Source organism: Micromonospora sp. WMMD754 (genome assembly GCF_049315235.1).
GTDB lineage: Bacteria > Actinomycetota > Actinomycetes > Mycobacteriales > Micromonosporaceae > Micromonospora > Micromonospora sediminicola.
Genome location: NZ_CP186058.1, coordinates 3,635,865 through 3,648,525, shown reverse-complemented (window position 1 = coordinate 3,648,525; position 12,661 = coordinate 3,635,865). Strand labels below are relative to the sequence as shown.

Here is a 12,661-nt window from a genome sequence, read left to right as displayed (position 1 = left end):
GCCGGCCAGTCTGGCACCGCTCACCCGCCCTGGACAGAGGCGAGCCGCGCTCGCAGCCGGCGTTCCCGGTGCCTCGTGCGGGCGGCCACGGCCAGCACCGCGACCAGCACCACCCCGAACCCGATCGCGGTGGCCTCCCGGCCGACGTGCACGGCGAACCCGATCAGGACGCCGAGCGTGACGGCGCCCGCCACGGCCCCGAGCAGGGCTCCCCGGCGTACCCCGGGAAGGTTGTCCCGCACCGCGGCGAGATCCGCCCCGTCGGCGGGCGGCTCGCCGCGACGCAACGCGGTCTCGGTGCGGAGCCAGGCGGAGGTCCGGTCCTCCTCGGCGGCGGTGCGTGGGGGTCGCCCCCACCGGTTCAGCACGAAGAGGAACACGAAGCCCCAGATCACCCCGGACAGGCCGGCCCGGACGACCGCGACCGGCAGGGAGCCGTGCCACTCCTCCCAGATCCGCACCGGCAGCCAGGCGAGGGTGGCGACCGTCATGGCGAGCACGTACGGGCCGGGTGCGCCGAGCCGTACCGGGGTGGTGCGACGGGTCGAGGCGGCCATGCACGGGCGGTACCCCCGCGCGCCGGCCGGCAATCCCCTGTGGAGGGTGGCCGGCGGCCGTACCGCCCGTCAGGATGTCGGGATGAGCACACTGACCGGGAAGCAGGTCGCCGACGCGGGGCTGGACGGGTGGACCTTCCTGCTCGGCGCGCTGCACACCCGCATCCGTACCCCGGACTTCGCCGCCGGCCTGGCGCTGGTGGCCGCCGTCGGCGCGGAGGCCGAGCGGGTCGACCACCATCCCGACCTGGACCTGCGCTACACCCACGTCGACGTGCGGCTGTGGTCGCACGACGCGGGCGGGGTGACGGGCCGTGACCTGCGGCTGGCCCGGACGATCTCGGCGCTCGCCGCGGACGCCGGCCTGTCCCTGTCTCACGCCGGGCTGTCCCGGCTGGAGCTCGCGCTGGACAGCCCGGAGCACGCCGCGGTGCTGCCGTTCTGGCAGGCGGTCCTGGCCGCGGAGCGCCCGGACGGTCCGGGTGCCGCCGACGACGAGGTGCGCGACCCGGCCGGCGCGCTGCCCACCGTCTGGTTCCAGTCCTCCGGGCGCGACGAGCCCCGGCAGCGCTGGCACCCGGACGTCTGGGTCGACCCGGCCGAGGTCCGGCCGCGGATGGAGGCCGCGCTGGCGGCCGGCGGCACGCTGGTCAGCGACGCGGAGGCCCCGCACTTCTGGGTGCTGGCCGACCCGGACGGCAACCGGGTCTGTCTCTGCACCTGGCAGGGACGCGACTGAGAAACCGGGGCGACGGCCGGGCGAGGCGACGCTAGCGTGCCGGTGTGGACGCACGCGCGCTGATCGAGGAGTTCAACGCCGCCTGGTCACGGGGTGACCTGGCGGCCATGTCCGGCTGCCTGGCCGAGGACGTGAGCTACTGCCCGAACGCCTGGGACGGGCCGGCCGGCACGGTACGCGGGCGGGCCGCCGTCGTCGCCGTCCTCGCCGGGCAGTCGGGTTCGGGCGAGGGTCCGGCGCTCGGCGCGGTCTGGGCCACCGACGACCGTGCGGTCTGCGAGTGGGCGTGGCCTCCGGCCGAGGACGGCACGGTGCTGCGTGGGCTGGACGTCTACCGGGTCCGCGACGGGCGGATCGTCGCCAAGGACGTGTTCGGCAAGATCACTTCTTGAGCGCCCCGGCGGCCACCCTCAGGTCGGCGACCAGCCCCTCGTACGCGACGTCCTGGTTGTCGGCGCGCAGCACGGCGGAGGGGTGGATGGTCGCCAGCAGCCGGGTCGCCGGCGCGTCGGCGACCGCGCCGGTCCGGTCCACCGGCACCCGGGCGAAGTCCTCCGGGTGCTGTGCGGCCGCCGGCCACGGCAGCAGTTCGCCGCGTTGCCGGGTCACCCGGAACGTGGGGCCGAGCAGCGCCTTGGCGGCGGTGGCGCCGAGCACCACCACGACGTCCGGGTGCAGCCGGGCGAACTCGGCGACCAGCCAGGGCCGGCAGGCGGTGATGTGCACCCGGTCCGGCGTCTGGTGGATGCGTCGCGTGCCGCGCCGCTCGAAGCGGAAGTGCTTCACCGCGTTGGTCAGGTAGATCTGGCCGGGGTCGAGGCCGGCGTCGTCGACGGCCCGGCGCAGCAGGCGGCCGGCGGGGCCGACGAACGGCAGTCCCTTCTGGTCCTCGACGTCGCCGGGCTGCTCGCCGACGAAGACCACCCGGGCGTGCTCGTCACCGCGCCCGAAGACGGTCTGCGACGCGTCCCGGTACAGCTCGCAGCCCCGGCAGCCGGCCGCCGCGGCGCGCAGCTCGTCGATGGTGTCCGCCCGTGGCGGGATGAACTCCTGCGCTCCGGGCGCGCTGTCGGTCTCGGCCATGCCGACCGTTCTACCCCGTCCGCCGCGCCCCACGCGACCGCCCTGCCGCGAGGACGTCGAGCGGGGCCCCGCCGGTCAGGTGGTGAAGGTGAGGCCGGGACGCAACGCGCCGACGAGCGCGTCGGCCAGCACGGAGAGCTCACCCTCGTCGAGGGAGCTGACGGTGACGCGGACGGCGGGGGCGGCGGCGATCCGGTAGGGGCTGCCGGGGGCGACCGACCAGCCGGCGTCGCGCAGGGCGGTGACCGCGACCGTCTCGTCGGGCACCGGCACCCAGACGTTGATCCCGGTGCGTCCGTGCGCGGCCACCCCACGCGCGGCGAGTGCGGCCACCAGCCCGTCGCGCCGCCGGTCGTAGCTGTCCGCCGCGCGCCGCACCAGGTCGGCGGTGGCCGGGTCGCGCCAGAGCGACAGGACCAGGCGTTGCAGCACGGTGGAGACCCAACCGGCGCCGACCCGCGCCCGGCCGGCCACCCGGGCGACGGTGGCCTCGTCCCCGGCCAGCACGGCGAGCCGCAGGTCGGGCCCGTAGGGCTTGCTCACCGACCGGACGAAGGCCCACGTCGCTGTCGCTCCGGCGAGCGGGTGCAGGGGTACGCGGGCCAGCTCGGCGGCGTGGTCGTCCTCGATCAGCAGCAGGTCGGCCCGGCCGGCGAGCAGCGTCCGCAGGGCCGCCGCCCGGTCGGCGGAGACGGCCGCCCCGGTCGGGTTCTGGGCCCGGCTGGTGACGACCAGCGCGCGCACCCCGGCGGCCAGCGCGGCCCGCACCCCGGGCTCGGTCGGGCCCTCGTCGTCCACCGGCACCCCGACGGTACGCAGCCCGAGCGCGGCGACCAGATCGAGCAGGTTGGCCCAGCCCGGGTCCTCCACGGCCACCGCGTCGCCGGGGCGCAGGTGCGCGGCGAGCAGCCGTTCGATGCCGTCCAGCGCGCCCCCGGTGACGGTCAGGTCGGCGGCCGGCACCCCGTCGGCCGCGAACCGGTCCCGGGCGACGGCGGCCAGCTCGGGCAGGACGGCGGCCTCCGCGTACCCGGTCGGGGTCCCGACCTCGGCGGCGAGCGCGGCCAGGTGCGGCCCGAGCGGAGGCAGCAGCCGGGGGTCGGGGTGCCCGGCGGAGAGGTTCCGGGTGCCGGGGCGCGGAGGCGGCGCCAGCGCGGCCCGGCGGGTGGCCACCGGCGGGCGGGGCCGGACCCTCGTGCCGTGCCGGCCGGCGGTGACGACCAGGCCGCGCTGCCGCAGGTCCTGGTAGGCCTTCGCGACCGTGGCCGGGCTGACGCCCAGCTCGCCGGCGAGCGCCCGGACCGCCGGCAGGGCGTCGCCCGGGGTGAGCGCGCCGGCGCGGATGCCGGATTCCACGCTCGCCGAAATGGCCGCCGACGTGGAACCGCTGATCTGATAACGTGCTGTCACAGTTTGTGGATTGTACTAGAACAAAAGGTGGGATGCCGCATGTACCCCCCGACCGCACGCACCACCGCCACCCGCACGCGGGACCGGATGCGCTACGACCGGGCCACCGCCCACGCGCTGCTGGACGAGGCGTACCACTGCGCGCTGGCGTTCACCGTGGACGGTGAGCCGCGGGTCCTGCCGACCCTGCACGTCCGCGTCGACGACACCCTCTACCTGCACGGCTCCACCGGCAGCCGGCCGCTGCTGGCCGCCCGGGGCGACGCCGGGCTGCCGGTCTGCGTCGCGGTCACCCACCTCGACGGGCTGGTCTACGCCCGCTCCCAGTTCCACCACAGCGCCAACTACCGGTCGGTGGTCGTGCACGGCACCGCCCGGCTGGTCGACGACGCCGCCGAGAAGGCCGCCGTGCTGACCGCGCTGGTGGAGAAGGTGGCGACCGGCCGGTCCGCCGAGAGCCGGCCGCCGAGCCGGCGCGAACTGGCCGAGACGGCGGTGCTCGCGCTGCCGCTGCGCGAGGTGTCGGTACGCACCCGCACCGGCGGGGTCAACGACGAGCCGGCGGACGAGAGCCTGCCGTACTGGGCCGGCGTGCTGCCGCTGCGCCTCACGCCCGGGCGGCCCGAGCCGGCCCCGGGCGTCACCGCGCCGGTTCCGGCGTACCTGCGCCCGGCGGGGTCGCCGTGGCGGGACCCGGTGGCGCTGCGCGGGGAGCACGTGGTGCTGGAGCCGCTGGACCTCTCCCACGCCGAGGAGCTGCACGCCGCCACCGAGGATCCCGAGGTGTGGCGGCACCTCGGCGGTCCGCAGCCGGCCGACGTCGCCGAGATGCGCCGGGTGGTGACCGCCTACCTGGACGCCCAGCAGCGCGGCGAGCAGGTGTGCTGGGTGCAGCGGTGCGCCACGACGGGCGCCGTGGTCGGCACCACCTCCTGGTACGAGATCGACCCGGCCCGCCGGTCGCTGGCGATCGGCTACACCTGGCTGGGCCGGCCCTGGTGGCGGACCGGCGTCAACACCGAGGCGAAGCTGCTGCTGCTCACCCGGGCGTTCGAGGAGCTGGACGCGGTCCGCGTGGTCTGGCACACCGACATCCGCAACGAGCGCTCGCAGCGCGCCATCGAACGGCTCGGCGCGACCCGCGAGGGCGTGCTCCGGCAGCACAAGCAGCGGCCCGACGGATCCTGGCGGGACACCGTGCAGTACTCGATGCTCGCGCAGGAGTGGCCGAACGCACAGCTCAGGCTGTGGGAACGGCTTCGCCCGGCGGTGCCGGCCGGGTCATGATGTCCGGCGTGCTGGGGATCACCGACATCGGGACGTACGTGCTGGGCACCGTGGCGATCGTGCTGCTGCCCGGCCCGAACTCGCTCTTCGTGCTCGCCACCGCCGCCCGCCGGGGCGTGGCCACCGGCTACCGGGCCGCGGCCGGGGTCTTCGTCGGCGACGCCGCGCTGATGGTCCTCTCCGCCGCCGGGGTGGCCTCGCTGCTCCGGGCGTACCCGCCGCTGTTCCTCGTGATCAAGTACGCCGGCGCGGCGTACCTCGGGTGGTTGGGGCTGGCCATGCTGCGCGGCGCGTGGCGGCGCTGGCGCGACCGCAACGACCCGGCCACGCCGCGCCTGATCGACGAGGTCGAGCCGGCGGCGGAGCGCGACCCGTTCCGGCGGGCGCTGACGATCAGCCTGCTCAACCCGAAGGCGATCCTCTTCTTCGTGTCGTTCTTCATCCAGTTCGTCGACCCCGGCTACGCCTGGCCGGCGCTGTCGTTCCTGCTGCTCGGGTTGATCGCGCAGGTGACCAGCGTGCTGTACCTGACCGCGTTGATCTTCACCGGCACGTTCCTGGCCGCCCAGTTCCAGCGGCGTCGGCGACTCGCCGCGACCGGCACCACCGCCGTGGCGATGCTGTTCCTCGGGTTCAGCCTCAAGCTCGCCGCGGGTTGAAAGGAAGGGCCCCCTCTTAACGCGATCGGTAGAGGAAGGGCCCCTTCTTAACACCCGCGCGCGGGGCGGGCACGGCGCTCAGGTGCCGTCGCCGCCGCTCCCGCCGCCACCGACGCCGGCGCCGCCGGCGGTGCCGCCCAGGCCGTAGCCGGGGGCGACGGGCTGGTCGGGGTGGCGGCTGACGTGCGCCGACTCGCGGATCGTGGCCGACCAGTCGGCGTGCGAGGCGGCCGCCGCGTGCCGGTCGATGGCGTGCCGCAGCCAGCCGTCCACGGTCGCCACCCAGTCCCGCTGGTCGGCGCCGGCGTGCCAGACCCGGAACCGGCTGATGCTCTGGTGGGTCACGCCGGCCAGGGAGAGCCGCCGGTCCAGCCAGAACAGCACCTCCATGCCGACCGAGGTGGTCACCATGATCACTTCGAGTTCGGTCATCGGGCCGGCGTAGAGCGGAGCGGCCCAGAAACCCAGCCGCTGCTGGAACGGCAACGTCTGCTCCAGCCCGGGCAGCCGGCCCTGCTGGAACCCGGCCTGGCGCATCACGAAGCCGAGCGTGTCCAGCGCGGCGAGCAGGTGCTGCTGGGTGGGCAGCGGATGGATCAGCACCGGCACCATCTCGCCCTGGTCCAGGTCCGGGTCGACGGACACCTCGGTGCGCAGCCCGGTGCGCAGACTCAGCAGCGGCACCCCGCCGAACATGGTGACCGGCGTCTCCCACGGCAGCGGCACCGCGAAGTCGACCGCCCGCCGCCGCCCGGCCGGCACCACGAACCGCCCGGCGATCGGCCACCGGTGGTACTGCACGAGCCGGCGCGGCGACCCCGGGTCCTCGGGCTCGACCTGGGTGACCAGCCCCAACCGGATGTGCCGGACCGGGACGTCCTCGCCGTCGGCGCGCAGGATCACCCGCCCCGGCAGGCGCAGGCCCGGCCGGGTGCTCGGGTTCGGCAGCGTGGTGCTGACCGACAGCCCGGTCCAGGCCGACCCCCGCGACACCCCGGTCAGCCGCATGCGGTGGCATTCCCGCCACCCGCGCGGGCATGCGCGGTGGCGGTGTCCGGGTGCTCCGGACACCGCCACCGCGTCAGGAGGCGGTCAGCGCATCCGCCGGCCCCGCGGCACCGGGTCGGTCTCGTCGTCGAACTCGCCGATGACCTCCTCCAGCAGGTCCTCCAGCGCGACGAAGCCGATCGGCCGGGTCGGCCCGCCGCCGTTGCGCACCAGCGCGAGCTGGGCCTGCCGGCCGCGCATCGCGGCCACCGCCTCGGTCACCGACGCCTCGGCGGGCAGCGTGAACGCGTTCGTCATCAGCTCCTCGGCGGTCGCCGGGCGCCCGGTGGTGACCGCGCGCACCGCCTCCCGCACGTGGACCAGGCCGCACACCTCGCCACCGGCGTCGACCACGGCCAGGCGGGACCGGCCGCTGTCCCGGGAGACGTGCTCGATCCGCTCGGCGGTGTCGTCCCGGCGGACCGTGACGATCCGGTCGAACGGTTCCATCACCTGGGCCACGGTGGTGCCCTGCAACTCCAGCATGCTGGTCAGCAGCTGGTGCTGCTCGGCGCCGAGCAGGCCGTGCTCCCGGGACTGCTCGAGCAGGATGCGCAGCTCGTCCGGGCCGTGCACCTGGGCGAGCTGGTCCTGTTGCTGCACGCCGACCAGTCGCAGCATCGCGTTGGCCAGCCCGTTGAGCAGGGAGAGGACCGGGCGGGCGATCCGGGCGAAGGCCCGGAACGGCAGCGCCAGCAGCATCGCCGAGCGCTCCGCGTCGGTGATCGCCCAGGACTTCGGGGCCATCTCGCCGACCACCAGGTGCAGGAACGTGACCAGCCCCAGCGCGAACACCAGGGCCACCACGTGGCTGGCCGCGTCCGGCAGGCCGACCGCGTGCAGCAGCGGACTGAGCAGGTGCTCGATGGCCGGCTCGGCCAACGCGCCGAGGCCCAGCGTGCACAGCGTGATGCCGAGCTGGGCGCCGGCCAGCATCAGGCTCAGCTCGCGGACGCCGTCCAGCGCCGCGCGGGCCGCCCGGCCACCACCGGCCGCCGACTGTTCCAGCCGGTACCGCTTGGAGGCGACCAGCGCGAACTCGGCCGCCACGAAGAACCCGTTGAGTGCCAGCAGCACTCCGGAGAAGATGAGCGCGAAACCGGGGGTCATGCCGCTCCCTCCCCGGGCACGTCGGCGGTCGGGCGCAGCCGCACCGCGTCGGCCACGTGCCGGTCCACGGCCAGCACCTCGACCAGCACCCGGGGCCCGGACGCCGACTCGTCGCCGTCGACCACCTGCGCGATCTCCAACCGGTCACCGACCTCGGGCACCCGGCCCAGCTCCCGCATGACCAGCCCGGAGAGCGTGTCGTACTCCGGCGCCTCGGGCAGCTCGATGCCGGTGCTGTCGGCGACCTCGTCGATCCGCCAGCGCGCCGGCACCACCCACGAGCCGTCCTCCTGCCGCGCCGGAGCGCGCTCCGGCGGGTCGTCCTCGTCCCGGATCGGGCCGACCAGCTCCTCCGCCAGGTCCTCCAGCGTGATCACGCCGGCGAAGCCGCCGTACTCGTCGACCACGCAGGCGAGCTGTCGGTGCCCGGACCGGAGCCGGTCCAGCACCGTCGGCAGGGGCAGCGTCTCGGGCACCAACAACGGGGGTACGGCCACCGCGTCGACCCGGGTGGTCGCGCGCTCGGCCGGGGGCACCCCCAGCACGTCGGCGATGCCGACGATGCCGACCAGGTCGTCGACGCCCTCGGCGCCGCGCACCGGGAACCGGGAGTGGCCGGTGTCGAGCATCTCCACGATCCGGCTGACCGGCTCGTCGGCGCGGACGGTGTGCACGTCCACCCGGGGCACCATGGCCTCACCCGCGGTCAGCTCCCGGAAGTCGAGGCCCCGGTCGAGCAGGTCGGACATGGTCGCATCGAGGTGCCCCTCCTCCCGGGACTCGGCGATGATCTGTTCCAGGTCCTCCGGGGTCGCGCCGCTGGGCAGCTCCTCGATCGGCTCGATGCCGACCCGTCGGAGCAGCCGTACGGCGGCCCGGTCGAAGAGCGTGATCAGCGGCCCGGCGATCCGCAGGTACATCAGGGTGGAGCGGGACAGCGCCCGGGCCAGCGGCTCGGCCCGGGCGATGGCCAGGTTCTTCGGGGCCAGCTCGCCCAGGACCATCTGCACCACGGTGGCGATGACCAGGGCGAGCACCACCGACAGCGGCAGCGCCACGGCGCTGGACACGCCGGTGAGGCCGAGCAGCTCGGCCAGCCCGGCGCCCAGGAACGGCTCGGCGACGTAGCCGACCAGCAGGGCGGTCACGGTGATGCCGAGCTGGGCGCCGGAGAGCATGAAGGAGAGCCGCCCGGTGACCTCCAGGGCCCGGGCCGCGGCACGGTCGCCACCGTCGGCGAGCTGCTTGAGCTTGCCCCGGTCCACGGCGACGTAACCGAACTCCTGGGCCACGAAGTAACCGGTGGCGGCGGTGAGCACGATGATGAGAAGGAGGCCGACGAGGATCAGCACGGGAGGTTCAGGGCTCCCGGGGTCGTCGGGTCGGGAAGATGCCGGGTACGACCCGGCCGGCTACTGCTGCCCTCCGGGGCAGGAGAGTCGATCATGCCGCCATTTTATCGGTGCTCGCTGGACGCCCGCTGAAGGTGCCGAAAAGCCTCCCCCACGTCCGGTTCCTCACCGTTCGGCCAGTTCGTCAACGTCCAGCAGCGTCCGGTCGACCCGCCCGGACCGGTAGGCGGCCCGGCCGATCATCTGCGCGGCGACCGGCGCGGTGGAGAGCTGGAAGATCGCCACCAGCACCAGCATGCCCAGGTCCGACGGCGTACGCAGGCGCAGCGCCAGGCCGGCCAGGAGCAGCAGCACACCGAGCACCTGCGGCTTGGTGGCCGCGTGCATCCGGTCCAGCGTGTCCGGGAAGCGCACCAGCCCGATCCCGGCGACCAGGCTGAGCAGCGCCCCGGCCAGCAGCAGGATCCCCCCGGCCCAGTCCGCGACCCCGCTCACGCTCACGATTCGGCCCGGACGGCGAAGCGGACCAGCGACACCGACCCGACGAACCCGAGCAGGGAGAGCACCACCAGGATCGGCAGCGTGCTGGCGTGCCGGTTGACCGCCGCCTCCGCCCCCACCGCGCCGAGCATGGCCGCCAGCAGCAGGTCGGCCCCGACGACCCGGTCGAGCAGGGACGGGCCGCGGTAGATCCGGGCCAGGGCGAGCAGCGCGGTGGCCGAGAGCAGCACGGTCAGCGCGACGGCGAGCAGGACGGTCACGGGTGGTTCCTCCGTTCGACGGGTTCGAGGTCGAGCTGCCGTACCTCGGTGGGAGAGCCGACGGCGCGGACGATGCGCCGTTCGACGGAGAGCACGCGCTCGCGGCTGCCGGCCAGGTCCTCGGGGCCGCGGACGTCGAGCACGTGCACGTAGAGCACGCCCCGCGCGCGGTCGATGTCGAGGATCAGGGTGCCCGGCACCAGCGAGATCACCTCGGCGGTGAGCGCCAGGTTGAGATCGGTGCGGACCCGCAGCGGCACCGCGATGATCGCGCCACGCGGGCGGTAGCCGGGGCGTACCGCGACGGCGGCGACGTGCAGGCTGGCGCTGACCAGCTCGGCCACGAACGTGCCGGCCAGCACCAGCAGCGCGCCCGGGCGCAGCCGGCCGCCGAACGTGACCGGCGGCAGCGGGAAGAAGACCAGCACGGCCGTGCCGAGCACCAGGCCGGCGAGCAGGTTGCCCCAGGACACGTCGCCCCAGAGCAGCAGCCAGGCGACGACCAGCCAGCCGAGCGCCAGCGCCTGGTCGCGCCGCCGCCCGCCCCGGCCCACCGCCGGCGCGGGCGGGTCCGGCCGCGGCGTGGCCTGGGGTGCGTCGCCGGTCGGCTCCCCCACGGGGCCCCGACCCGGGGGCAGGTCGTCGGTCACGGCACGTCCCGGGGCAGCACCGCCCGCACGTACGGGGTGCGCTGGCGCAGGTCGGTGGCGGCGTCGGCGGTGACCTGGAACAGCGGCCCGGCCGCCAGGGTGAGCAGCACGCCGATCGCGACCAGCGCGGTGGTGGCCCCGACCATCAGGCCGGGCAGCCGCACGATCGGCGTGTCGGTGGCCAGCCGGGGCGCCCGCCAGAACGCGATGTTCCACACCCGGGACGCGGCGTAGAGGGTGAGCAGGCTGGTCGCCGTCCCGGCCGCGACCAGCACGAAGGGCAGCGGACCGCCGGCCGACACGCCGGCCTGGAGCAGGCCCAGCTTGCCCAGGAAGCCGGAGAACGGCGGGATGCCGGCGAGGTTCATCGCCGGCACGAAGAAGAGCACGGCGAGCAGCGGGGTGATCCGGGCCAGCCCGCCCAGCCGGCGCAGGTCGGTGCTGCCGGCCCGCTCCTCGACCAGGCCGGCGACCAGGAAGAGCGTGGTCTGGATGGTGATGTGGTGCACCACGTAGAAGATCGCCCCGGACAGGCCGGCGACGCTGCTCAGCGCCACCCCGAAGATCATGTAGCCGATGTGGCTGACCAGGGTGAAGGAGAAGAGCCGCTTCATGTCCGACTGGGCGACCGCGCCGAGGATGCCGACCACCATGGTCAGGCCGGCCACCACCATCAGCAGGCCGTCCACCTGGCCGCCCGGGAACAGCAGCGTCTCGGTGCGGATGATGGCGTACACGCCGACCTTGGTGAGCAGGCCGGCGAAGACGGCGGTGACCGGCGCGGGCGCGGTCGGGTAGCTGTCCGGCAGCCAGGCGGAGACCGGGAAGACCGCCGCCTTGATGCCGAACGCGAGCAGCAGCATGAGCTGCAGGGTCAGGCGTACGCCGGAGGGCAGCGCGTCCAACCGGCCGGCGAGCTGCGCCATGTTCAGGGTGCCGGTGGCCGCGTAGACCAGCCCCACGGCGGACAGGAACAGCATCGACGACAGGATGCTGACCACCACGTACGTGGAGCCGGTGCGCAGCCGCGCCTCGGTGCCGCCGAGCGTGATCAGCACGAAGCTCGCGGCGAGCAGGATCTCGAAGCCGACGAAAAGGTTGAACAGGTCGCCGGCCAGGAAGGCGTTCGTCACGCCCGCGGTGAGCACCAGATAGGTGGGGTGGAAGATGCTCACCGGCGCCGTCTCGCTGGTCTCCCCCCGCCCCTGGCCGATCGAGTAGAGCAGCACGCAGAGCGTGACCGCCGAGGAGACCACCAGCATCAGCGCCGCCAACTGGTCGGCCACCAGCACGATGCCGACCGGCGGCGGCCAGCCGCCCACCCGCACCACCACCGGCCCCTGCCGGTACGCCTGCACGAGCAGCACCGCCGCGACCACCAGCACGCTGCTCAGGCACAACACGCTGATCGACCGCTGCAACCGGGGCCGTCCGGCCAGGATCAGGGTGAGCGCGGCGCCGAGCAGCGGCACCACCACCGGCAGCGGCACCAGCCAGCTCATGTGCCGTCCCGGCGCAGTCGGCGGCGGGCGGGCTCCGGGTCGACCTGCTCCGGGTCGTCGTCCGGGCCCTCGCCCCCCAGGTCGGCGGTGGACACCTCGTTGCGCTCGGCGAGCCGGACGATCTGCCGGTCCTCCAGGTCGTCCTGCACCTCGTCGTCGCCGCTGGTGTACCAGCTGCGGTACGCGACCGCGAGCAGGAACGCGGTCAACCCGAACGTGATCACCACGGCGGTCAGCACCATGGCCTGCGGCAGCGCGTCACTCATCGCACCGGCCGGCGCGCTGCCGACCAGCGGCGCCTCGCCGGACCGCCCGCCCAGCAGGATGAGCAGGTTCACCCCGTTGCCCAGCAGGATCACGCCGAGCAGGATCCGGGTCAGGCTGCGTTCCAGCAGCAGCGTGACGCCGGTGGCCACGAGCACCCCGACCGCCAGCACCAGCACCAACGTCGGCCCGGCCGCCCCCCGCGTCACGGAACCCCCCTTGATCGCGACTGCGGGGCTC

General features: G+C 74.8%; 15 protein-coding genes. 4 read left to right on the top strand and 11 right to left on the bottom strand.

The window, feature by feature from the left end; all coding sequences use genetic code 11:
• Window positions 1-20: 20 nt before the first annotated feature.
• On the bottom strand, window positions 21-557 hold the full coding sequence (locus tag ACN27B_RS17715; RefSeq protein WP_099162025.1) for a hypothetical protein: 537 nt from the start codon (window positions 555-557) through the stop codon (window positions 21-23).
• A gap of 82 nt (window positions 558-639) precedes the next feature.
• On the opposite strand from ACN27B_RS17715, the gene ACN27B_RS17710 reads away from it, so the two are divergent.
• Window positions 640-1,296 (top strand): 4a-hydroxytetrahydrobiopterin dehydratase, encoded by a 657-nt coding sequence (locus ACN27B_RS17710; RefSeq protein WP_099162026.1) that lies wholly within the window; start codon window positions 640-642, stop codon window positions 1,294-1,296.
• Between the two features lie 44 nt (window positions 1,297-1,340).
• A complete protein-coding gene (locus tag ACN27B_RS17705; protein WP_091579749.1) occupies window positions 1,341-1,688 on the top strand; it encodes a nuclear transport factor 2 family protein in 348 nt (115 codons plus the stop codon).
• Here the strand turns inward: ACN27B_RS17705 and ACN27B_RS17700 are convergent.
• Both ACN27B_RS17700 and ACN27B_RS17695 read right to left on the bottom strand, forming a co-directional pair.
• Complete coding sequence (locus ACN27B_RS17700; protein ID WP_099162027.1) at window positions 1,678-2,379, bottom strand: UdgX family uracil-DNA binding protein; 702 nt, start codon at window positions 2,377-2,379, stop codon at window positions 1,678-1,680. The genes ACN27B_RS17705 and ACN27B_RS17700 overlap by 11 nt on opposite strands.
• 75 nt (window positions 2,380-2,454) lie before the next feature.
• Entirely contained in the window at window positions 2,455-3,789 is a 1,335-nt protein-coding gene (locus ACN27B_RS17695; RefSeq protein ID WP_422741030.1) for an aminotransferase class I/II-fold pyridoxal phosphate-dependent enzyme, read from the bottom strand.
• Window positions 3,790-3,828: 39 nt separating this feature from the next.
• Here ACN27B_RS17695 and ACN27B_RS17690 point away from each other — a divergent pair, with 39 nt between their 5' ends.
• Together ACN27B_RS17690 and leuE are read left to right on the top strand one after the other, a co-directional pair.
• Window positions 3,829-5,076, top strand: coding sequence for a bifunctional pyridoxamine 5'-phosphate oxidase family protein/GNAT family N-acetyltransferase (locus tag ACN27B_RS17690; protein WP_422741029.1), 1,248 nt, complete (start codon window positions 3,829-3,831; stop codon window positions 5,074-5,076).
• Entirely contained in the window at window positions 5,073-5,735 is a 663-nt protein-coding gene (leuE, locus tag ACN27B_RS17685; protein WP_099162030.1) for a leucine efflux protein LeuE, read from the top strand. Before ACN27B_RS17690 ends, leuE begins: the two co-directional genes overlap by 4 nt.
• 78 nt (window positions 5,736-5,813) lie before the next feature.
• Here the strand turns inward: leuE and ACN27B_RS17680 are convergent, their stop codons facing one another.
• From ACN27B_RS17680 to ACN27B_RS17645, 8 genes are all read right to left on the bottom strand, one after another.
• Window positions 5,814-6,743, bottom strand: a complete 930-nt coding sequence (locus tag ACN27B_RS17680) for a sporulation protein (protein ID WP_422741028.1) — start codon at window positions 6,741-6,743, stop codon at window positions 5,814-5,816.
• Between the two features lie 84 nt (window positions 6,744-6,827).
• Window positions 6,828-7,892 (bottom strand): hemolysin family protein, encoded by a 1,065-nt coding sequence (locus tag ACN27B_RS17675; protein ID WP_091579773.1) that lies wholly within the window; start codon window positions 7,890-7,892, stop codon window positions 6,828-6,830.
• Window positions 7,889-9,244, bottom strand: a complete 1,356-nt coding sequence (locus tag ACN27B_RS17670) for a hemolysin family protein (protein ID WP_099162032.1) — start codon at window positions 9,242-9,244, stop codon at window positions 7,889-7,891. Before ACN27B_RS17670 ends, ACN27B_RS17675 begins: the two co-directional genes overlap by 4 nt.
• Before the next feature lie 165 nt (window positions 9,245-9,409).
• Entirely contained in the window at window positions 9,410-9,739 is a 330-nt protein-coding gene (gene mnhG, locus ACN27B_RS17665; protein ID WP_098746438.1) for a monovalent cation/H(+) antiporter subunit G, read from the bottom strand.
• A gap of 2 nt (window positions 9,740-9,741) precedes the next feature.
• Complete coding sequence (locus ACN27B_RS17660) at window positions 9,742-10,005, bottom strand: monovalent cation/H+ antiporter complex subunit F (protein WP_091579786.1); 264 nt, start codon at window positions 10,003-10,005, stop codon at window positions 9,742-9,744.
• Complete coding sequence (locus ACN27B_RS17655) at window positions 10,002-10,655, bottom strand: Na+/H+ antiporter subunit E (RefSeq protein ID WP_099162034.1); 654 nt, start codon at window positions 10,653-10,655, stop codon at window positions 10,002-10,004. Before ACN27B_RS17655 ends, ACN27B_RS17660 begins: the two co-directional genes overlap by 4 nt.
• Window positions 10,652-12,157: a Na+/H+ antiporter subunit D gene (locus ACN27B_RS17650; RefSeq protein ID WP_099162035.1), complete on the bottom strand. Its 1,506-nt coding sequence runs from the start codon at window positions 12,155-12,157 to the stop codon at window positions 10,652-10,654. Before ACN27B_RS17650 ends, ACN27B_RS17655 begins: the two co-directional genes overlap by 4 nt.
• Window positions 12,154-12,630, bottom strand: a complete 477-nt coding sequence (locus ACN27B_RS17645; protein WP_091579797.1) for a Na(+)/H(+) antiporter subunit C — start codon at window positions 12,628-12,630, stop codon at window positions 12,154-12,156. The genes ACN27B_RS17650 and ACN27B_RS17645 overlap by 4 nt, the downstream gene beginning before the upstream one ends.
• Between the last annotated feature and the right edge of the window lie 31 nt (window positions 12,631-12,661).

Excerpts from the sequence above, each read along its gene's own strand:
- ACN27B_RS17715 (WP_099162025.1), bottom strand. The coding sequence starts at position 557 with ATGGCCGCCTCGACCCGTCGCACCACCCCGGTACGGCTCGGCGCACCC.
- ACN27B_RS17710 (WP_099162026.1), top strand. The coding sequence starts at position 640 with ATGAGCACACTGACCGGGAAGCAGGTCGCCGACGCGGGGCTGGACGGG.
- ACN27B_RS17700 (WP_099162027.1), bottom strand. The coding sequence starts at position 2,379 with ATGGCCGAGACCGACAGCGCGCCCGGAGCGCAGGAGTTCATCCCGCCA.
- ACN27B_RS17690 (WP_422741029.1), top strand. The coding sequence starts at position 3,829 with ATGTACCCCCCGACCGCACGCACCACCGCCACCCGCACGCGGGACCGG.
- leuE (WP_099162030.1), top strand. The coding sequence starts at position 5,073 with ATGATGTCCGGCGTGCTGGGGATCACCGACATCGGGACGTACGTGCTG.
- ACN27B_RS17680 (WP_422741028.1), bottom strand. The coding sequence starts at position 6,743 with ATGCGGCTGACCGGGGTGTCGCGGGGGTCGGCCTGGACCGGGCTGTCG.
- ACN27B_RS17675 (WP_091579773.1), bottom strand. The coding sequence starts at position 7,892 with ATGACCCCCGGTTTCGCGCTCATCTTCTCCGGAGTGCTGCTGGCACTC.
- ACN27B_RS17650 (WP_099162035.1), bottom strand. The coding sequence starts at position 12,157 with ATGAGCTGGCTGGTGCCGCTGCCGGTGGTGGTGCCGCTGCTCGGCGCC.